This is a genomic window from Oscillatoria nigro-viridis PCC 7112 (assembly GCF_000317475.1).
GTDB lineage: Bacteria > Cyanobacteriota > Cyanobacteriia > Cyanobacteriales > Microcoleaceae > Microcoleus > Microcoleus nigroviridis.
Genome location: NC_019729.1, coordinates 3,147,460 through 3,167,010, shown reverse-complemented (window position 1 = coordinate 3,167,010; position 19,551 = coordinate 3,147,460). Strand labels below are relative to the sequence as shown.

At 44.6% G+C, this 19,551-nt stretch carries 18 protein-coding genes and 1 pseudogene; 11 read left to right on the top strand and 8 right to left on the bottom strand.

The genetic code is table 11. From position 1 onward, the window contains the following. The first annotated feature begins 80 nt into the window (after nucleotides 1–80). On the top strand, nucleotides 81–236 hold the full coding sequence (locus tag OSC7112_RS39720; protein WP_190274395.1) for a hypothetical protein: 156 nt from the start codon (nucleotides 81–83) through the stop codon (nucleotides 234–236). A gap of 408 nt (nucleotides 237–644) precedes the next feature. Here OSC7112_RS39720 and OSC7112_RS13470 read toward each other — a convergent pair whose 3' ends face one another. Continuing rightward, nucleotides 645–2,015, bottom strand: a complete 1,371-nt coding sequence (locus OSC7112_RS13470) for a helix-turn-helix domain-containing protein (protein WP_015176411.1) — start codon at nucleotides 2,013–2,015, stop codon at nucleotides 645–647. Between the two features lie 258 nt (nucleotides 2,016–2,273). Between OSC7112_RS13470 and OSC7112_RS13465 the strand changes: the two genes are divergently transcribed. The 4 genes from OSC7112_RS13465 to OSC7112_RS13450 all read left to right on the top strand — a co-directional run bounded on the left by OSC7112_RS13465 (nucleotide 2,274) and on the right by OSC7112_RS13450 (nucleotide 3,879). After that, nucleotides 2,274–2,543 carry a hypothetical protein gene (locus tag OSC7112_RS13465; RefSeq protein WP_015176410.1) on the top strand — a complete coding sequence of 90 codons (270 nt, stop codon included), beginning with the start codon at nucleotides 2,274–2,276 and terminating at the stop codon, nucleotides 2,541–2,543. A 52-nt stretch (nucleotides 2,544–2,595) separates the two neighbouring features. Then, a complete protein-coding gene (locus tag OSC7112_RS13460) occupies nucleotides 2,596–2,934 on the top strand; it encodes a hypothetical protein (RefSeq protein WP_015176409.1) in 339 nt (112 codons plus the stop codon). Between the two features lie 132 nt (nucleotides 2,935–3,066). Next, nucleotides 3,067–3,507: a hypothetical protein gene (locus tag OSC7112_RS13455; protein WP_015176408.1), complete on the top strand. Its 441-nt coding sequence runs from the start codon at nucleotides 3,067–3,069 to the stop codon at nucleotides 3,505–3,507. Between the two features lie 93 nt (nucleotides 3,508–3,600). Then, nucleotides 3,601–3,879, top strand: a complete 279-nt coding sequence (locus OSC7112_RS13450) for a hypothetical protein (RefSeq protein ID WP_015176407.1) — start codon at nucleotides 3,601–3,603, stop codon at nucleotides 3,877–3,879. A 209-nt stretch (nucleotides 3,880–4,088) separates the two neighbouring features. On the opposite strand, the gene OSC7112_RS13445 is transcribed toward OSC7112_RS13450, so the two are convergent. The 6 genes from OSC7112_RS13445 to OSC7112_RS13425 all read right to left on the bottom strand — a co-directional run bounded on the left by OSC7112_RS13445 (nucleotide 4,089) and on the right by OSC7112_RS13425 (nucleotide 10,035). Continuing rightward, entirely contained in the window at nucleotides 4,089–4,382 is a 294-nt protein-coding gene (locus OSC7112_RS13445) for a TIGR03792 family protein (RefSeq protein ID WP_015176406.1), read from the bottom strand. Nucleotides 4,383–4,408: 26 nt separating this feature from the next. Further along, a complete protein-coding gene (locus OSC7112_RS13440) occupies nucleotides 4,409–6,619 on the bottom strand; it encodes a PAS domain-containing sensor histidine kinase (protein ID WP_015176405.1) in 2,211 nt (736 codons plus the stop codon). Nucleotides 6,620–7,056: 437 nt separating this feature from the next. Beyond that, nucleotides 7,057–7,230 carry a hypothetical protein gene (locus OSC7112_RS39715; RefSeq protein WP_190274394.1) on the bottom strand — a complete coding sequence of 58 codons (174 nt, stop codon included), beginning with the start codon at nucleotides 7,228–7,230 and terminating at the stop codon, nucleotides 7,057–7,059. Next, entirely contained in the window at nucleotides 7,205–8,413 is a 1,209-nt protein-coding gene (locus OSC7112_RS13435; protein WP_015176404.1) for an AAA family ATPase, read from the bottom strand. The genes OSC7112_RS39715 and OSC7112_RS13435 overlap by 26 nt, the downstream gene beginning before the upstream one ends. A 71-nt stretch (nucleotides 8,414–8,484) precedes the next feature. Then, complete coding sequence (locus OSC7112_RS13430; protein WP_015176403.1) at nucleotides 8,485–9,030, bottom strand: RNA 2'-phosphotransferase; 546 nt, start codon at nucleotides 9,028–9,030, stop codon at nucleotides 8,485–8,487. A 321-nt stretch (nucleotides 9,031–9,351) separates the two neighbouring features. After that, nucleotides 9,352–10,035 carry a class I SAM-dependent methyltransferase gene (locus OSC7112_RS13425; protein WP_015176402.1) on the bottom strand — a complete coding sequence of 228 codons (684 nt, stop codon included), beginning with the start codon at nucleotides 10,033–10,035 and terminating at the stop codon, nucleotides 9,352–9,354. A 509-nt stretch (nucleotides 10,036–10,544) separates the two neighbouring features. Between OSC7112_RS13425 and OSC7112_RS13420 the strand changes: the two genes are divergently transcribed. The 4 genes and pseudogenes from OSC7112_RS13420 to gmk all read left to right on the top strand — a co-directional run bounded on the left by OSC7112_RS13420 (nucleotide 10,545) and on the right by gmk (nucleotide 17,123). Then, nucleotides 10,545–13,415, top strand: a complete 2,871-nt coding sequence (locus OSC7112_RS13420; protein WP_223300827.1) for a diguanylate cyclase — start codon at nucleotides 10,545–10,547, stop codon at nucleotides 13,413–13,415. Between the two features lie 334 nt (nucleotides 13,416–13,749). Beyond that, a pseudogene (locus OSC7112_RS42365) lies at nucleotides 13,750–15,142 on the top strand (transposase). 1,066 nt (nucleotides 15,143–16,208) lie between these two features. Then, entirely contained in the window at nucleotides 16,209–16,475 is a 267-nt protein-coding gene (remA, locus tag OSC7112_RS13400) for an extracellular matrix/biofilm regulator RemA (RefSeq protein WP_015176398.1), read from the top strand. Between the two features lie 78 nt (nucleotides 16,476–16,553). Further along, on the top strand, nucleotides 16,554–17,123 hold the full coding sequence (gene gmk / locus OSC7112_RS13395; RefSeq protein ID WP_015176397.1) for a guanylate kinase: 570 nt from the start codon (nucleotides 16,554–16,556) through the stop codon (nucleotides 17,121–17,123). Here gmk and OSC7112_RS13390 read toward each other — a convergent pair. Further along, on the bottom strand, nucleotides 17,120–17,854 hold the full coding sequence (locus OSC7112_RS13390) for a hypothetical protein (RefSeq protein WP_223300826.1): 735 nt from the start codon (nucleotides 17,852–17,854) through the stop codon (nucleotides 17,120–17,122). The genes gmk and OSC7112_RS13390 overlap by 4 nt on opposite strands. Before the next feature lie 236 nt (nucleotides 17,855–18,090). Between OSC7112_RS13390 and xseA the strand changes: the two genes are divergently transcribed. Beyond that, complete coding sequence (gene xseA / locus OSC7112_RS13385) at nucleotides 18,091–19,260, top strand: exodeoxyribonuclease VII large subunit (RefSeq protein WP_015176395.1); 1,170 nt, start codon at nucleotides 18,091–18,093, stop codon at nucleotides 19,258–19,260. After that, nucleotides 19,257–19,484 (top strand): exodeoxyribonuclease VII small subunit, encoded by a 228-nt coding sequence (gene xseB, locus OSC7112_RS13380; RefSeq protein WP_015176394.1) that lies wholly within the window; start codon nucleotides 19,257–19,259, stop codon nucleotides 19,482–19,484. The genes xseA and xseB overlap by 4 nt, the downstream gene beginning before the upstream one ends. The last annotated feature ends 67 nt before the right edge of the window (nucleotides 19,485–19,551 follow it).

Below are 19,551 nucleotides of genomic sequence, written 5' to 3'. Positions count from 1 at the left end.
AGTTATATGTTTTAGATTATTTCTTGGCACTCTTCTATTTTTACCTTTGTGAGTAAGTTGAGGATGACTGCCATATTATTATGTATTTGGGAGCCTGTGGCGATCGCGCCCAATTCTGGCTGTTAAAAGGTTCGCCCCAACGCGCCCTCTATTTTACAGGAGTTAGCGCCATCGGGTTCGGGCGATCGACAAAGCCGCTGCTGTGCCCAACTGAACAATGCCTAAGACTATTTTAGATTTTAGATTTGAGATTAAAAATTTAAAAAATGCGACCTACTGAGGGCGATCGTCGTTTGGATCTGGTCGGGAGTTGCCTTTTTGTTCGCGCATTGGTATAATCTACTCTTTCTCAATTGCCCCTCTCAAATTTACTGTAAAAATTGACCGATGAACTCAGAAAAATCCGGAATTGGCGATCGGCTAAAGTCTATTTTCAGTATCGCCATCTTTATCATTCTCGTACTAGGGGTAGGCTTTTTAAGCGTTAATTTTATTTTAGCTCTCTATGCAAAATTTTCTTAAAAATAGTCCTGGACGCATCGTGTCCAGAAACCAGTTTTTTTTACGATAACACTTCGTCGCAGCCCGCAGAATCGGTAAAAAACCCGGTTTCTTTGGTATTTATGCGTCCAGGAATATTTTGGCTATAACCCTTTAATATATTGCTTCAGTACAGGTGGCAAAGTGTAAAGACTTTCCTGTTTTTCGATCCAGCAGCGCCGCGATAGAGATTGCAATGCGTTTAGCAAATCGGATGATGATATTTGTGCATTTTGTAGCAATTTGGCGACGTTTACTGGCTGGTTTTCTGCCGCCAACAATGACATGACTTGTTTTTCTAGTTGGGAAGTGCGATCGTACTGCTGCTGTAAAACATCTTTTAAATCTTCTGGTAACAATATGGTATCATCTATTAATAACTCATTCGCGCCGATGCCCAACTCTTGCATCAAAGTCGCCACGCTTTTTAACCATAACGGATTGCCTTGGTAGCGGTGAATCAGTGCTTCGCAGTTATCGATTTCTGCTAATCCTTTATCTCTGAGGATTTCCCGTGCGGCTGCGGTATCTAAGCCAGTGAGTTGTAAAGTCCGAATGGGAGTATTTTCGCTGGTGAGTTGAGGAACTTCTTTCGGTGGTTCCCAACCGACTAGCAGAAAGCAACAGGGATGGGATAATTTTTCTATTTGTTTGAATAAAGAGCGATATTCTTCGTAGTCGGGTTTATATTTTCCCGCCAATTCGCCGCTACAGAAAAGGTTGTGAATGTCATCTAAGACTATTAAACAGCGATGCTTTTGCAAATACTTAATCAGCGGTAAGCGTTTCTGGTTTGTTGGGGGTGAATCTAGGTTTTCTGACTGGGAAAAAAGCTGTGTTAGGTTAGATTGAAATTTATCGATGGTGGAGAATTCGTCTAGTGTGAACCAAGCTGCGTATTCAAACTCGTCTTTGATTTGTTGTACGAGTTTTACTGCTAGGGATGTTTTGCCGATGCCGCCGACACCGGTGATGGTGATGAGGCGGCAATTTTGTTGTAGAATCCAGGTTGTGAGGGTTTGGAGTTCGAGGGTGCGATCGAAGAAAGCACCCAATTCCGGCATCTCGCTTAAATCTTGATGCAATATTTTAGATTGTTTTGAATTGGATCTTTCTCCATTAGGTGAGTGTGGTATATCTGGCGGGTGTCTACCTTCTCCACAGATATTAATGCTACCAGCTCCGACATAATCTTGTACAACATTTGAAAATAGGGAGAGTTGGAATCTCTCCATTGCCGATCGAAAATTAGTTTTACTGATATCTTCCCCTGACTCCTCTGAAAGGATTTGCCATAACTTTGAGCCAACATCCCTAACATAACTCTCGTTACAGTGAATATCCTCGGCAATTTTGGTGTATTTTTCACCTTGCATGGTTCCTTGCACGATCGCCTCTTGCAAATCATCAAGGTGCTGACCCGTCTTGGCAAACACCATCTCGTCAGCCATTTTTAGCACTTCCTTAAGATTCATGTACCATCGTAGATGTTGTGATTTTCCGTATTGTACCCAACATTTTCCAACATTTTACGGCATTTTCCAACTTTTTTCATGTAGCGAGTTTAATTTGCAGACAAAATTGCCAACAAAATTGAGCTTTTTTGGATAGACAAAATTTTGAACAATAACGAAAATAGGATAAGTATTAAAACGTAATTTAGGGATTAAACTCTTGGCGTTTTATACCCGGGTCTTAAGTCTAAAATCCAAATTATTCAATAATCTACGCAAATGAGTAAGTGGTATCCTGGTGCAAATAGTTGGGAGAATAAAGGTTCTTACAAAATCAAATATCAATTTGACAACAAGGGTAAGTGTACCGATATTCTTATGGCTCGCTCAAGTTTAAGTGATAAACAAGCTGACAAAGATCACATTCATATTTACAAGGTTGGAGAAACTGGTCAAGGTGCTACTTTTAGAGACGAGCAAGGTAGGGTATACGACTTATCTGATTATGACATCCAGCAAATTCTTTCTGGGGCGAGACCTCTTTGGTAGGAAGTTTTGCTAAAAGCGATCGTTAAATATACTCGATTCAATGGAGTAAGACATGGGTACATATAGGTTCTATGCTCAATTGCAGAAGAATACAGATAATTTAGCTACATCAGACAAACCATTTTCTCAGCCCCCAACTTATAGCGAAGCTGTCGCTGTGGTTGAAGGGTTGAAAAGTAAAGGAAAATCTGAACTTCCTAGAAAAGCTCATGAAGATTTTGAGTCTACTGTAGATAAAGTGGTTACTTGGCTTGGAAACAATAGAGGAACAAGTTACGGCGGTAATGGGGATATACGTGCTGCACGGAGAGAATTTAAATATTCTGGAGAAACCTACCGCGTTGATATAGGTATAGGAGGTGAAACAGCTAATAGTAAATGGTTTGTTTAGACACCTAACCTAAATGCGGAGAAAATTTAGCCAAAACTAGCACAACTGGCAAAATTATCCCTGAGCCGCAAATCAGGCATCTACTGTAATGTAATTTAAAGTCATAATTATCATTAACTTGAGGAGTAGCATATGGCAATTGAAAAAGACTTGTTTTCGTCTAACAACTTTCAGGTAACAGTCAGAGGATATTGCAATCAAATTGGCTGGAGAATTGCTGACATCAACTCTAACAAGGCTATCATAAAATTTAACATGGCTTCGGGAAGTACGCAGACAGTGTTTATCTTGAGATACGACACAACCTTGGAGTTTTCTTGTCCCAGCGGTTTAAAATTTGATAGTTTTGATTATATTCCTCATCAAATTTCGTCATATCTTCTTAAGGAAAGTAGTAAGTATAAAACTGGGTTTTGGTGTCTAGAGGAAATTAATGGAAGGCAGGTTTTTTCGATAATGCACAATGCAGAGATCAGTTTACTGGATATCAATTACTTCATCAAAATTGTGCAAACCCTGATCAACAAATGCGATGAATTTGAGAGAATGACAGAACAAGCAATTAGAGGATAGTGAAGCTGTAAAACAAACTCTTTGCATTCGATTAAGTATCCGTTTGGGGTGCATGCACCTGTATAAACCAGAATAAAGTATAGAGGTGAACAAATGGCATATTCTAGTTGGCAATCAGCAGGTTTTTCTGATGATGAAGGTTATGATCTCGAATACAAGGTACGTGATGATGGTCGTGCCTACCTGTTAAAAAGAGCGGGGCAGAGCAGTGAGTATCCACACTGGACTGTGAAATACTCAAGAAATGGAGATGTTGAGGATGTTCACTTCTCCGATCCTCACAACGATGGTTATAGATGGGGAAAAAGAGAAATTAAAGCTGCATATCCAAGCCTTGTCAGTCTTGCTGTATCGGTAGCTCTCTCACTGTAGCGCCCTCACTTGTAGGTTGGGTTGGCGCAAGGAAACCCAATCTCTTTTTCCACTTACAATCTGCTCCATTGCCACTATTTCAATGCGATCATTGTACGAGTTGCGATCGCCCTTCACACCAAATACCACATCAATGTCTGCGGTACAATCAAGGTAAAACGCATGATTAATCTTTCAAAAATTAACACGATCGACTGACTGCTGACTAACTAATGCAAAAACTTGCGAACTTGATATTCGCGACTTTCGGCGATCGCAATTTGCAAATCGCCCATTTTGGCATCCAACTCGTCGATTGTGCTTTGTGGCACCGACTTCCACTTCTCCCTAGTTTCCCAGCGAATCAACATCACCACCTCATTTTCCACCGGATCTACCCAAATTTCTTTGCCTAAAAAACCGTCGAAACTTTTTAGTCCCGCCGTCCAAACGTCCTGATCTCGCTGAATAAACTGCTCCCACTTTTCTTGAGGTACTTTAAATTTGAGCCACTCAATTACCATCTTATTTCCTATTTGTAAATAGCTAATTAATCGTTGCCGATCGCAATTTTAATGATCAACTCCGTTCCCTCTCCCGGACGCGAAACACAGTGCAACTCACCGCCGTGCTTTTCTACTACTAAATGCTGGGATATTGCTAAACCCAAACCAGTGCTCGTGTCTGGACATTTAGTAGTAAACAAAGGGTCAAAGATGCAGTCTAGGACTTCTTCAGTCATGCCAGGGCCGTTGTCACTAATGGCGATCGCAACTTCGTTTTCCCCTACCACGGAGGTCCGAATCCGAATTTCGGGATTGAATATTTCAGAGTTCGACCTGGCTGAAGACAAGTAAGACTGATTTTGCATCTTACCATGCTTTTCGGGATTTCTCCCCCCTTCTTCCAAAGCGTCGATCGCATTTGTCAACAAGTGCATGAACACTTGGTTTAAGTGTCCCGCATAGCAGTGAACTCGCGGCAAATCCCCGTACTCTTTAACTAGAGAAATCCCCGGCCGTCCCCCTTTAGCTTGCAGGCGATTTTGCAAGATCAGCAAAGTGCTGTCCAAACCTTCGTGGATATCAGCAGGCTTCATTTGGGCTTCGTCGGTACGCGAGAACAAGCGGAGCGATCGCACCACATCGCGAATCCTTTCCGAACCGACTTTCATTGAATTTAGCAGTTTTGGCAAGTCTTTTTTGATGAAATCTAAGTCTAATTCTTCCATCAAATCTTGAATTTCCGGCACGGGATGGGGATAATACTTTTGGTAAAGGTCGATCGAGCGCAGCAGTTCTTGAATGTAGCCACTGGCATGGCTGACATTGCCAGAAATAAAACTAACTGGATTGTTAATTTCGTGCGCTATTCCTGCTACTAACTGCCCCAGAGATGACATCTTTTCTGTTTGAATCAGTTGAGTTTGAGTTTGCTGCAAAATTAACAGCGTCTGCTCTAATTTAGCCGCTTGTTGTCGCAGGCGTTCTTCGGATTCTTGCAAAGCTAAAAGAGACTGTTTGCTTTCTGTAATATCCAATCCCACAAATACCGCCGCCGTATTGTTATAGTATTTTTGAGCTACAATTAGATAAGTTTTATTTTCTCCTCTGATGCTCGCTGTTACTTCTTGAGATGTCTTCTTTTTATGGTTGGCAAAGAAATCGTATACTAAATCGTTAAATTTGGGACTTGTATCTAAAAAACCTACTTTTTGACCGAGAAATAGTTCGGCTGGCATTTTATAAGCGCTAGCTAAATGTCGGTTTACTCCCAAGTATCGCAAATCTGAACTTACCCAAGAAACTAATCCGGGCACGGCGTCCAAAACGGCTTGAAGTTGCTCTTTTGCCTCTACGAGCGCTGATTCTGCTGCGAGGCGAGCGGAAATGTCGCGGGCGATCGCGCAGCGGTATTCGCAACCGCCGTATTCTAAATAATTGACTTTAACTTCGACGGACAAACTGGCGCCGTCTTTGGTTTTGTAACGGGTTTCAAAAGTGAGGTTGGTTTGCTGCTTGAGTTGAGCCCAGTGCTCTCGCCAATCCGATGCTGGCAAGTGCGAATCGATGTCGCTAACCCTCATGTTTAGCAGTTCCGATTCCGAGTAGCCGAAAAGATGGCAAGCGGCTTTGTTCGCGTAGCAAATTTGACCGTCGGAGGTAGTAAAAAAGATTGTATCAGCAGCATTTTCGAGGGCAATTTGAGTTAGTTGCGGTATTGTTTCTAACTGCTTGCTTTTGACCTCGAACTGAAATTTATTATAGGAATTGGTGTGAGCGGGAGCCTCAGCTATCTTAGATGCAAACAAAATCAAACCGCCGATCGCACCTTCCCTATTTCTCCAAGGCTGAAATACCCATCTTACCGACTCGCTGACATAGCCGCTGGCGATTTTTCCTGATACAGATGCGACCGATCGCCCTGCCACAAACTCGCTGTATTCCAAAACTCCCGTCAAACAAGCCCGGGCATTTTGCTTCCAATATTCCGGGAGATTCGGGAACAGTTCCCAATGAGATCGGCCGATAACCTCGCCGTTGCCCAACCCGCAATCTGTTTCCCAGCGACGAGAAACCGACAGATAGCGCATTTCACAATCTACCATTGCCACGGCCTCGGCGGAGCGCTCCACAAACCGCCGCAATCGGTCTTTACTCTCGGACACGGCTGCCTCTGTGGGTTGTTGGGCGATCGGGACAGTCCCGTCAACGTACCTTCCCAGTCCCTGACTTTTTTGCTGAACTGGCTTAGTTTGCACGATTTGGGATTTCCTCCATAGCTGTCTATTTTGAAAAATTCTGTTTGAGACCAAAAATGCTGTTTTCCCCTGATTTGCTCTCTCGGACGATACCCTTAGAGGGTATCACCCATCATTGATATCATTTTTGATGGGGATATGTCTATAGGCATTAGTGTCAATTTAAGACCAAAGCTAGTTCCCGGTTGCTGTTTGACGATTAGGCATAGATCGCGCTGGCGCCCCCGAATAATAGTCGGAGGGGACTGGAGCGCTCTGTTGTGTCCCCCGACTATTCCGGGGCGCAAGAGGGCAGCCAGACCAGGCAAACAACCAGATAGAAAAAGGGTTTTAGGCGATTGTTGACACCAATGGTCTATAGGTACTTCAGAAAGTTTCCCCCAAACTTTGATATTCAGAAGATTTGCTGGTGATTGTTCGGTATTTTATACAAGTTCTCAAAAGAATGTAGCTGTAGGCCCGCGATCCAAACCATGAGCTTCATCAGTCATTCCCAATTCTTTAATTGAAAATCCAACATCAAACATAGTATGAGATCGCGTACTCAGTGCGATCGCCAGATAACTTGAGAATGCAAGAGAGCGCTCAAACAAATTTGTGCGTAAATTCACTGGTAAAATCCACTCTCCCTTTCCGTAACATTGCAGGATCTAATCTTTCAGTCGTGTTGCAAGTCATCAAAACTACGAGTTTTTGCTGAAATTGAATGCCGTGTTCGTCAATGACGCTTTGATACAAAGTTCCATCCAGCAAACTCAAAATGTGTTCAGTTTTGTTAGTGCGTTGGGCCTCGGCAGTCGATCGATCTTGAGCCAAATTATCAGCCTCATTGATAATAATACAAATCCGCTCTAAATAACTCGGCGGCACAAAATTTTCCACAGCATCGTGGTCTAAGATAAAAATCACATAACCCAGCGGCACTAAAATTTCCTTTGCTACCGCTTGCGTCCAAGCAGTTTTGCCCGTCCCCGGTTCGCCACTTACCAAAACAGCCAACTGATTTTGATCCAAAATTGCCTGCTGAACAGTATCGGTAAAACTTTGAACCTCCCCAGAAAACGTGCGAATTGGGAACTGGCTGTGAACCTGTCCGACGCGGCTTTTGTACCCGCCCAGAATCACCGCTAAATTATAAGTTGCCTTGCTAACTAGCGGCGCAATATCTTGGCAAATCAGAGTGTAGCAGCGTCTTCCCCTGTCGTAGCTGTCAATTTGCAGCCAGCAGCCGAATCTGGCCCAAGAAGCATAAACAGTACCCAAAACTTCCAAGCGTTCCCAGCTAATAAATCGCTCCGGTGAATAAGAAAAATGTCGCTCCATAAAAGACTGGGTAATTGCATCCGGTTTCCCTAGCAAATCCAGAACTTTGAAAACAGTAATCTCTTGGAGCTTGTTGAGAACGTAGTCGATGGGAATGCTAGCGCGGCTGACCAATTGCACCACCGGCGTTTCGGTAACTAAAACATCTTTGTAGCGGTAATCCGGGTAAACTGGCTGCGGAGTAATGTAATCCCAAAATTCATCCATTTCGTAGCGAGTATTTTCCGAGAATACATTTAAAATATTTGCCCACCAGGTATATTGATGCCGTCCCATTGCGTCAGCAATGTCGCTAGCTGCACCTAAAGTTTTTTGAGCTAGTTCTAAGGGATCGCTAGACGCTAAGTGTACCAGGTGTTCCCAATCAAATTGACGGTAAAAAGGTCGCCAACCAGAGCCTAGCAGACCTCTATTTTGAGAATTATTTTGATGAAAATTGTTTTCGCGATCGCCCATATCTTCCGCACTCATTTTTCCAAACTCCTACTTACTCTTATTTTACCGTTTTTGCGGTACATTTTTTACAAAAAAACTGAAAATTCTCAATTTATTTTTAGATAAGCCGGCGGCACAAAATCTACTAGCCAAACTTTGTTTTCCGAGCAGTAAAATGTATGACCGTCGCGTTGCATGGCTGCCGCATCTACAGTAAAGACTGCCGGAATGCCGTGTCTTGCACCTACTTGGCGCGCCGTCTGGATATTCACCGACAAATGAACGTGATGCCGCGACATTTTCCTAATTCCTTGACTGAGAATAGACTCGACGGCAGTGCTACCTGTTCCGTGGTATAAAATATCTGGGGGAACAGCGGGTTCTAACTGCAAGTCAACCTCTAAACTGTGTCCTTGGTTGGCACGAATTAGAACGCCCGCTGCGTCAAATGAAAAGCGCTGTTTGTCGTTTTGCGCGACTACTTCCTTGAGTTCTGCAAGCTGAACAGGAAAGTTATTTTTTTGGCACGCATCGAGGAGTTCGCTAACAGGAACCCAGCCGCCTGGAGCGAGTTCAATGCCGATGCGATCCGGAGCGTGTCGCAGATGTCTGCTGAGGTATTTGCTAATTTTTACTAATCGAGAATTATTCATAATTTTACTTTATTTATTGAGCTTTTAAATCACCTTTTACAAAATGTCACTAGCAGGTTATATCGTTGATTTGATGCGGGTTTGTTGAATATGTTTGCACTGCCAGAGGGCGCTTGAGGGAACCCGCCTCTACAGGTTTTATGAACATGATTGCCGGACGCAAAAAATGGTCTTACGCGCGAATTATAGCGGTAAGGTGCGCCCTTAAGCACTACATAATTAGGTGAGGCGACAGGGAACGAAAAAATGTTGGGGGTACAATTTTTCACGAGCTTTATCTTTTGATAATTATCAAAAACTCTGCATTCTGCCGAATACCTTCTACCTTGGGATAACTCCGCCAAAAATAGCAAAGTTGAGATAGCGCCAGTGACATCCTGTGTCTGCAAAACCCGCTTCTGAAAGCCACTTAGTCTGCTCTTCCACAGAGGAGGGAATATCTTCTTCTAAATATTTTTGAAACCAGGCTGCATCGTCTTCTCCGTTAGCTTTCATGTACTGCCGCCACAACTGTTCGTATTGCTCAGTCAGCCGGGGAGTAGCACCTGTCACAATATCTCGAATTAGCAAGATCCCCCCTGGATTCATCGATTGGAAAAGTTTGTGAAATAGCTGTTGTTTGCCTGCGCTGTCGAGGTGGTGGATTGCCAAGCCTGAAACTACCAAATCGTAACCGCTGCCGAAATCATCTTCGGCAAAGTTTCCTTGCTGCAAGGTCAGCCGTTCTCGGTAAGCGGACAAGTTAGTTTGGCAAGTTTTCAGCATATTTTGGGCCATGTCAAAGGCTAGGACTTTTGCTTGAGGAAATGCTTGCAGAATCATAGCCGACAGTATGCCAGTTCCCGCGCCTAAATCCAGAACTTTTATGTTACCCTTTGTTTCAGAAGCGATTAACTGCAATATTACATCGTGTTGCTCGCCATAGCGCGGAATGAGGCGGGGAATTAAGCCGTCATAATCAAGGGCTCTTTGTTCAAATTGCTCGCGTACAGCGTCTAAATTCACAGACGATTTTCCTCACATTGTTAATAGTTGAGTGCGTCAAGGCAGTTGGGCGGTTCTCTTCTCTGAATTTGTATTACATTTGATAATACAAAAAATATACAGAGCTGTCAAGATGTTGAATAAAATAATTTAAAAGAAGTTACGGACGATCGCCAGATCGGGACTTCGCGCACCCAAACCAGCCGCTGATTTGGGAACTGTCTAGCCCCGCACATATATCTCGTTCAGGGCAGATGAGGCAGAATGCCACACACCCGAAAGCCTGCCGAAGACGAGGCTTTGTGCCAGATACTAGGAGTAATTGTGAGAACAAAGTTGACGGTTATGATACCCGTTTCAAACAAGAATGCAACTGTCGGTGTGCGCTCCACACCATACATTTCTCAGTGCTTCCCCCTAGTAAAATATAAAAGATAAACAGGAATGAGCCAGCAGCCGATGCTGGGCTAGATATGAAAAAATCAGTCCTCAGATTGACAAACTCTAGCCAACTATAAACAAAAATTGAGTTGACTCCCGAGTGGATGTGGTACCTGCCAATTTGTCAGGAAGATGAAGAGATACAAAATATTACACCCGCCGGCGGGGGAAAGAAAATTGTGATAATGAATCAGGATGCGAGTAGATTAGTTGTCAGCCGTCAGGGGAAAATAGAAGCAATGGAAATCCAACAACGGAGTAAGGATAAGCCCGATCGCCAGCAACAAAACGCCTCCGATCGGCTCAGTCAATTTTCTACGACAAAAGAACTAGAGGCGTCGCTACAAGAATGTTTAGATTTTAAAAGAGCGATCGACCGATCGGCACTTGCGGTGAGGACTGACGCGCGAGGAATTATCAACTACGTCAGCGATCTAGTTTGCTCCATATCGAACTATTCGCGCGGAGAACTGATCGGCAGCCACTTTGGCATCCTCCATTCGGAATATAAATCTTCGGAAATAATTAAAAATCTGCTATCAACTGTTGCCAAAGGTGAAGTTTGGCAAGGAGACATTAAGAATAAAGCCAAGAATGGAAGTGATTATTGGGTGTACGCAGCAGTAGTTCCACTGTTGGGGTGTAAGGGAAAACCCTATCAGTATTTGGCGATCGGATTCGAAATCACCGATCGCAAAGCCGTTGAAGCAGCCCAAGCCGAAGCCAACCGGGCAAAAGACGAATTTCTGGCGATCGTCTCCCACGAACTGCGATCGCCCCTGAGCGCGATTTTGGGATGGGCGCAGCTAGCTCGATCGCGCAATTTAAACGAAGCCACCACCAGCCGCGCTTTGGAAATCATCGAGCGCAACGCCAAATTACAAAACCGGCAAATAGACAATCTCCTCGACCTCTCGCGGTTGCTGCGGGGGAAAGTGTGCCTGAACATCGGCCGAGTTCACCTCCCGTCGATCGTAGAATCTGCGATCGACACTCTCCGCCCCGCCGCCGATGCCAAAAACCTCCGGGTAGAAAAACATTTCGACCCCGCCGTCAGCTACGTTTTGGCAGATGCAGAACGCTTGCAGCAAGTAGTCTGGAACCTCCTTGCCAACGCCATCAAATTCACCCCAGAATCGACACCATACCCAGTTCAAGTGCGGATCGAGCCTACTGAGTCGGGCGTGTTGATTCGGGTCAGCGACAGCGGTTGCGGCATCGACCCCAAATTTCTGCCGCACATCTTTGACTACTTCCGCCCTGCAGACAGCTTCCAGAACACGGAACAAAATCGGCTGGGGCTCGGGCTCTTAATTGTGCGGCAGTTAGTGGAACTGCACGGGGGAAGTGTTTGGGCTTCGAGTCCCGGCCTCGGACAGGGGGCGACCTTTGGGGTGCTGCTACCGAGCGCCAACAAAAATGCACCCGACGATCGCACTGCTGCGATCGCCCAAAGCGAAAGCAGACCCGGATCGGTTTCCAAACCCCTAGCGGGAAAGCAAGTCCTGGTTGTGGAAAGCAGCGCCGAGATCCGCCAATTTCTCAAAACTGGCCTCGAAGCATTTGGAGCCAAGGTAACAGCGGTGGGTAGCGCCGCCGAAGCGATGGCCGAGTTGCAACAGTCGCGACCCGACGTGTTGGTCAGCGATATGACGGTATCGGGAGCCGACGGCTGCCATTTGATCCGCCGCATCAGAGCAATGGAAATGTCCGAGCACAGGGAACTGCTGCCGGCCGTGGCGCTGACGGGAGGCATCAAGGAAGAAGATTCGGCATCGGCGCTGGAGGCGGGGTTTCAGAGGCATTTGTCGAAGCCGGTGGAAGCGAATCAGTTGGTGAGCGCGATCGCCCAATTGGCTGGACTGACTGGATTCGGCTCCGGAGAGTGGGGTTCGGGAAATATCCGGGCGACCGCACCCCAGCCCACCCTACCAGAACCTAACAGTTTTGACGACAAAAATCATTTGGAACAATTAACAAGTGACTGCCGAGAATTACCGCTGTTGCTGGTAGTAGAAGACAATAATTTTCTGCTGGCTTACCTCCAAACTTTATTAAGTCCGTACTATCGAGTCGCCGTGGCGAGTGACGGGGTTGAAGGTTTAGAAAAAGCCAAAAGTTTGCAGCCAAATTTGATTGTGAGCGACCAAATTATGCCCAGACAAAACGGACTGGATTTGCTCAAGGAGATTCGGAACACGCCAGAATTGAAATCTACTCCGGTAATCTTTTTGACAGCGCGATCGGGGATGGAAGCTCGGATCGAAAGTTTGGATGCGGGTGCTGACGATTATATTTCAAAGCCTTTTGACGAGAGGGAATTGCTGGCGAGGGTGAGAAATTTGTTGCGATCGCACTCAGCCGAACAGCAGTTGGCGGAACTCAACCGTCAGTTGCTGCAGCAGAAAAAGCAGTTAGAAACAGTGAATCGAGCCTTGCATTATTTGGCAAATTACGACAGTTTGACTGAAGTAAGAAACCGCCACTCTTTTAATGAATACCTCGATACGGAATGGCGGCGTTTGGCGAGGGAAGAAGCACCGCTGTCTTTGATTATGTGCGACATTGATTATTTCAAACTTTACAACGACACTTACGGTCACCAAGCGGGGGATGAATGTTTGCGGCAAGTGGCGGCGGTGATCCAGCATTCGGTAAAGCGAGCGGCAGATTTAGTAGCCCGTTACGGTGGAGAAGAATTTGTAGTAGTTTTGCCGAATACGGATATTGAAGGTGCCACTTGCGTAGCTGAAATGATCGCACAACAGGTGCGGGGTTTGCACATCGCTCACGCTAATTCTGCTGTCCGCCAATATGTGACGCTGAGTTTGGGTGTAGCTTGCTGCATTCCGGGGGCGAGGTCGCAGCCGGGGGAGCTAATTGCGATGGCCGATGAGTCGCTTTATCGGGCGAAAGAAGCAGGGCGCGATCGGGTTTCGGTTGCCACATTTCAAGGTTGACACTCCCGGCGTTTACGCACGGGGATTCTTTAATCTACGAGCCAATTTGCTGAGGCAGGACTTCTCCAACCACAGTAGAGATTGATTCTCCTAAAGCGTTGCTTGGCTCAAGACCCATTTGTGACAATTTAAGAAAAAGTGCAAATTGTCAAGGGGGTAAACAAAAAAAGGTAAAAGAGGATGAAACCTTTACCGGGCAAGCCGTTGAGGCATAATTGAATCAGTTGTGATTCGCAAAAAAAGAATTAACCGAGATCGTGCAAAGAAAAAAAATAGTCCCCAAATAGAAAATGAAGCGATTGCGAATCACCTGGAAGATTTATTAATTCCAGCAATGGCTGCTCAAAAAACTTTCGATCGCCAACTAAATTTAAGAGATAGGATTCTGACACTACCATTAATGATGGCAGCAATATTAAGTCTTTTATGGCGAAATGTAGCAGGAGTAACAGAATTAACTAGATTATTAAATAGAGAAGGATTTTTATGGTGTGAGCCGTCTGAAATTAGTCAACAAGCACGATCGCAAAGATTTTTAACTTTTCCAGCAATTTTATTTGAAAAATTATTTAAAGAATTACTGCCTCATTTTCGTCGGAAATGGTTGATGAGAAAATCAAAACCACTACCGGATAGCGTACAATTTGCCTTAAAAAACTTTGAAAATATCTGGATAGCTGACGGCTCAACATTAGAAGCATTATTTCGTAAACTAGAAAGTTGATCGGATGTTCCAATTAGTCAATTATCCGGAAAAAAGGGAGTAATCATAGACCTAGTAACTCACCTTCCCGAAGAAATTTGGTTGGAGACAAATCCCAAACAAGCAGATACTAATTGGGAGGAAGATTTACTAAAAACAGTTAAGCCAAAAACCTTGCTGTTATTGGAGAGAGGCTTCTATAAATTCGCTTTTTGGTCAAAACTAATCGATCAAGAAATTGGATTTATCACTCGAATCAAGAAAGGTGCATATTATCAGGTAGAGCGGGTATTAACCAATACTTATGATGTCAAAGACCAGATAATTAAAATAGGTGCAGGGACAAAAAATACACCAGCTTTAACTATCAGATTAGTACAGATTCGCTCCCAGACTTCCTGGCGTTCTTATCTAACAAGTGTCCAAGAACCCGAAATATTAGCTGGGAGCATCTCAATGAAAGCAGCCCAGCTATAAATAGGAGTTAGGAGTCAGGAGTCAGAAGCCAGGAGAAAAGAGTCAGAAGTCAGAAGTTAGGAGCCAGAATCAGTGTTTTTACAAATATGAAATGCTCCCTATTACCCCCTATGTAGTAGCAGATTTCTCTCAAAGACGCTGGCGAATTGAAGAGGCATTTTGCCTAGTAAAAAGATTACTAAATCTCAGCTATTTATGGACAGGTTAGTTAAAGGTAATCAAGCTACAAATCTGGGCTACTTGGCTATTTTATGCGGTTTTGGTAGACTCTTGAGATGCCGTTGCGGATGAATTAGGAGTGCCAATTGAACGTGTTTCATTAGAAATGATTGATCGGGGGATCTATCATTTTTCTGTTGCCTATCAAAAAGGATTAGCTTCTGACCTAGTTGAGTATTTAGCCGCAGCAAAAAATCAAGATTTAGGAATCGTTAAGCGACGACGAAAACCTCATGTCAGGCTAATTATTTCTCCTTTCCCTGGAACTCAAAGAAGTCCCGAACAATTTTTTTTCAATAATAAAGGAACAAATGGAGTCATATTTTAATTGGTATCTCGGTAATAAATGAGTAAGATTACTCATTGACAGCAGTGTTTTTAGCTTAACTTGTGAGTAATGGGTCAACGCCTTACCTTGTCTAGCTTCTAACGGGGTTGTCACCCCTGCAGGCGTAAAACTACTTTTTGGGTAACTTTTGCTGAATTCAAAATGTTTGTAGTGAGGACTAAAGTGCTCAGATTTTTATACTAATAGTTCTGGATGCACCGGGGCTGGTGAAACCGGGTTTTTTTACGAAAAAACACAGGTTGTGACCCGCAGATTCGGTAAAAAACCCGGTTTCTTTGGTATGTGTGCGTCGAGAACTGACTAATTCCAAAACTATTGCTAGATATAATCGTGTGACCATCTGTAGGGAAACGGCAATGCCTTGTCCGGCGCGGGACTGGGCAAATTTTCATAATAGTTATAAAATTGATAATTCTAGCCACAGTTTTTTTCTGGGTATTATTTTATGGGTATTAATAGGACTAAAGTCCTCACTACCAACGAATTTTATTGTAGAACACGATCGAAGAAACATCTGTAGTTTGGCACATCATTCCCAATCTTTTTGTGGAAAATTTGGCAGAAAGTGCGTTAGCGAAGCCCGCCCCTACGGGGGCTACGCCAACGAAGAGGATCGCCAGCAGATTTTAATTTAGGTTGAAAAGCTCATCAAAGCAGCATCAGTCTCAATACTGTTAGTATAGACTTCGATTTGCGAATATTTACTGTCATCGATCGCTGATTATATTTAAATTTCCCTCTCCCGGTTATTAAATTTATATTTCGCAACATTTACGTGTTGTTTTCTCGATACAGCTAATGCTTTTATTGGCAACTAAAAATCGAGGCTTTTACGAAATCTTTAAGATAGAGCGGCAACAGCGAGTCTTTTTTAAATTTTTGATAAAGAACGGGGTACTCGGCGTCAAAAGGGTAAAATTTTTAGGTAGAAACTAAAAAACTTAGTTGGGATTAATTTGAGAATTCTCAAAAAAAAATATTTGTATATTATATGATAAAAAGTAAGGATTAATAGTCAATCGTTCACCCATAGATTAAGATTTTCATGGATATTCAATTAATTAATATCGGTTTTGGTAACATTGTGTCTGGTAATCGAGTGATTGCCATTGTCAGTCCGGAGTCAGCGCCAATTAAGCGGATTATTACTGATGCGCGGGAGCGAGGACAACTGGTTGACGCTACTTACGGCCGCCGCACGAGAGCGGTAATTATTACAGATTCGAGTCACGTCATCCTCTCGGCGATTCAGCCGGAAACGGTTGCTAATCGTTTTGCGATCGGCAAAGACAGTCAAGGTCGGGATGATTGAGGTTTGTCAGTTGCAATTTGAGCGCTTACAGTTTAGAGTAAGCGGAAACTTAAATTGTTACACGTTTCTCTTCTCAAAATGAAATCTGGTAAATTAATTGTTCTGACGGGGCCTAGCGGTGTGGGGAAAGGCACCTTAGTACGATCGCTCCTCAATCGCCATCCCAAATTGTATCTTTCGGTATCGGTGACAACTCGTGAGCCCCGTGAGGGAGAAATTGAGGCACAACACTACTATTTTGTCAGCCGCAGCCGCTTTGAACAAATGGTTGAGGCTGGAGATTTGGCCGAATGGGCCCAGTTTGCCGGTAATTTTTACGGTACTCCCTATTTTGGTCTCAAGCAAGGAATTGGTGAGGGAAAATGGGTAATCCTCGAAATTGAGCTGGAAGGGGCGAGGCAAATTAGGAATAATTTTCCAGAGGCGCTGCGAATTTTTATTTTACCTCCTTCTTGGGAAGAATTGGAGCGGCGGCTGCGGAGTCGGGGTCAAGATTCCGAAACTGCGATCGCCCGTCGGTTGGTGCGGGCTAAAGAGGAAATTGAAGCTGCAGGAGAATTCGATTTCCAAGTTGTTAATGACGATTTGGAAGTTGCTTTGAAAAAGCTAGAATCAATACTTAATTTGGTTGAGCTTTCAGGTAACTAATGACTAATTACCCATTTCTCCGTCCTGGCTAAAACTTCGCTACTTTGTTTGATAGCAACACAAACTTTTAAATTCAATTCCAGAATATTCAATGAAGGCGAAATTTTTCTCAGCGGTTCAATTTCGCGAGCAGAACAGCCCAACATTTCCATATAAGCTAGCGTCCAGCAAATAGCTGGAATATCGCCTACAGTGCCTTCTCCAGCGCAAAGGTAACAACCCAATTCGCCCTCCGGCCCGCACTCAGGACAAACCCAATTGTTCAGTTGTGAATTAAGCAGGTTTGTGCGGGAAGCGGATGCAATTGTTAATGCTTTAATATGATTTTGAACTACTTGTTTAAAACCTCGGTTTTGGTTGCTGCGGTGGTCGGAATTACCGGGCGATCGCCCGATTGCTACTGCTTGCTGTTGTGGCGAAGCAAGAGATGCTGTTTGGTTCTCCCCGGTTGCTCTAGATTCCCCTAGGTTCGCAGTTAGCTGAATACCATAGTCTTTCGACTCTTCAGTCTGAGAGTGGTTGAGTGCGCTGGAGGAATCGGGTTCGGAAGTTGTGAAGGATTGTTCTATGCGATCTGCAAAATCTTGCATTGAGAGGTGATGTTCGATCGCCAAAGACCAAGTTCTTTTATGTCGGAGGTCGCCATATTTTCTGGCTTCTTCCTCAGTAATGCCGATCGCCGCAGCCTCTTGGCGCAGCACATTCATCGAAGTCATTGTATCTGATATCATTAGTTTGTTTGCCGTTAAATTTACGATCGCCAGCTCAGCCTACAAATAAATTACCTTAGATATAGTACAATAGTCCGGACTATTTTTAGATTGTATTCTGAAACCAATGATTTTCCGTTATGAAGGAGATTGCACAATCGCCCTGAAACCCTTACTTTACGGTTGGCAATCACACACTGTCCGAAGTATTGATAGTAGCCTAAATCTAAAATCTAAACTCTAAAATCTAAAATTGGATGACTTCAATTCTTCCCGATACAGCTTTATCTGTTGCCGGACTAACATCATACCTGCAAGACTTGTTGGAGGGCGATCGCAACCTGCAATCAGTTTGGCTGACAGGCGAGGTGTCGAACGTTTCACACCACCCCAGCGGCTGCTTTTTCACTCTGTGCGACACCAACAAAAGCGCTGCTATTCGCTGCGTGGTGTGGAATTCTCAGCGGCAGAAATTAGTGCAAATACCCGCAAAAGGCGAACAGTTGCTGGTTTTGGGAAGCATCCGGGTTTACAAAAATCGCGGCGAGTACCAGTTGACTGTTGTGCAATCGCTACCGGCTGGAGAAGGGTTGCAGGCTTTGCGGTTGCAGCAATTGCGATCGCGCTTGGATGCTGAGGGTTTCTTCGATCCCGCCAGAAAGCGCCCGATTCCCGCACACCCGCAAATTGTGGCCGTGGTGACATCCGATACCGGCGCGGCTTGGGGAGACATTCAGCGGACTCTAGCCCAAAGATATCCGGGTTTGCGGGTGTTGCTGTCGCCGACAGGAGTGCAGGGAGAATTCGCTGCAGCAGCGATCGCGCGGGCGATCGCCCGGGTAGAATTGGACGGTAGGGCGGATGCGATCGTTTTAGCGCGGGGCGGCGGTTCTGCGGAAGATTTGGCTTGTTTTAATGATGAGAGAGTTGTCAGGGCGATCGCGAATTGTGCGATTCCAATTATTACAGGCATCGGACACGAAAGAGATGAAACTCTCGCGGATTTAGTAGCAGATAAACGAGCCCACACTCCGACTGCGGCGGCCGCTCAAGCTGTACCAATTTTAGCAGATCTTTACTTGGAACACAAGCAGCGAACGGTCAATTTAGCAAACGCTGTGCGAACCCGATTTCAGACAGAAGAAGAGCATTTGCAACTGTTACAAAATCGATTAAAACGTTTGCCTGCGACATCCCGAACTTTGCGGCAAGCAACTGGTAAACTGGAAGTATTGCAAGAAAAGTTATCCGCACTGAATCCGGCGGCGGTATTGCAAAGGGGTTATGCGGCGGTAATCCAAAGTGACGGTACGATCGTCCGCAAAACCGACGGTTTGGAATTGGGAGAGGAATTGACTGTGAGGTTGAGTCGGGGCGTGCTGAAAGTTAAGATTGTAGAAGTATTGGATGCAGAAGAAAAGTTATGATTGATTCGCAGTTGCGCCAGTCTGACTGGAATTATGAGGAAACGGTCGATCGAATTGAAGCGATTATCGATCGGGTGGAATCGGGAGAGTTGCCTCTAGAAGAGGTTTTCGAGCAGTTTGCGGTGGCTGTGGAGTGCTTGCAGGAGTGCGAAAGCTTTTTGGCGCGGGGGAAGGAACAGATGGATTTGTCGATCGAGCTTTTGGCTGCGGAACCCGATTTTTAAGCGGAGATAAACTCGGATTAATGTGGATGAAATAGCACGTTTTGCCGAAAGCCCGACAGGGAATTAA

Bases quoted from the DNA above. Each gene is read 5' to 3' on its own strand.
- OSC7112_RS39720 (WP_190274395.1), top strand. From the start codon at position 81: ATGTATTTGGGAGCCTGTGGCGATCGCGCCCAATTCTGGCTGTTAAAA.
- OSC7112_RS13470 (WP_015176411.1), bottom strand. From the start codon at position 2,015: ATGAATCTTAAGGAAGTGCTAAAAATGGCTGACGAGATGGTGTTTGCC.
- OSC7112_RS13465 (WP_015176410.1), top strand. From the start codon at position 2,274: ATGAGTAAGTGGTATCCTGGTGCAAATAGTTGGGAGAATAAAGGTTCT.
- OSC7112_RS13460 (WP_015176409.1), top strand. From the start codon at position 2,596: ATGGGTACATATAGGTTCTATGCTCAATTGCAGAAGAATACAGATAAT.
- OSC7112_RS13455 (WP_015176408.1), top strand. From the start codon at position 3,067: ATGGCAATTGAAAAAGACTTGTTTTCGTCTAACAACTTTCAGGTAACA.
- OSC7112_RS13450 (WP_015176407.1), top strand. From the start codon at position 3,601: ATGGCATATTCTAGTTGGCAATCAGCAGGTTTTTCTGATGATGAAGGT.
- OSC7112_RS13445 (WP_015176406.1), bottom strand. From the start codon at position 4,382: ATGGTAATTGAGTGGCTCAAATTTAAAGTACCTCAAGAAAAGTGGGAG.
- OSC7112_RS13435 (WP_015176404.1), bottom strand. From the start codon at position 8,413: ATGAGTGCGGAAGATATGGGCGATCGCGAAAACAATTTTCATCAAAAT.
- OSC7112_RS13430 (WP_015176403.1), bottom strand. From the start codon at position 9,030: ATGAATAATTCTCGATTAGTAAAAATTAGCAAATACCTCAGCAGACAT.
- remA (WP_015176398.1), top strand. From the start codon at position 16,209: ATGGATATTCAATTAATTAATATCGGTTTTGGTAACATTGTGTCTGGT.
- gmk (WP_015176397.1), top strand. From the start codon at position 16,554: ATGAAATCTGGTAAATTAATTGTTCTGACGGGGCCTAGCGGTGTGGGG.
- OSC7112_RS13390 (WP_223300826.1), bottom strand. From the start codon at position 17,854: ATGATATCAGATACAATGACTTCGATGAATGTGCTGCGCCAAGAGGCT.
- xseA (WP_015176395.1), top strand. From the start codon at position 18,091: ATGACTTCAATTCTTCCCGATACAGCTTTATCTGTTGCCGGACTAACA.
- xseB (WP_015176394.1), top strand. From the start codon at position 19,257: ATGATTGATTCGCAGTTGCGCCAGTCTGACTGGAATTATGAGGAAACG.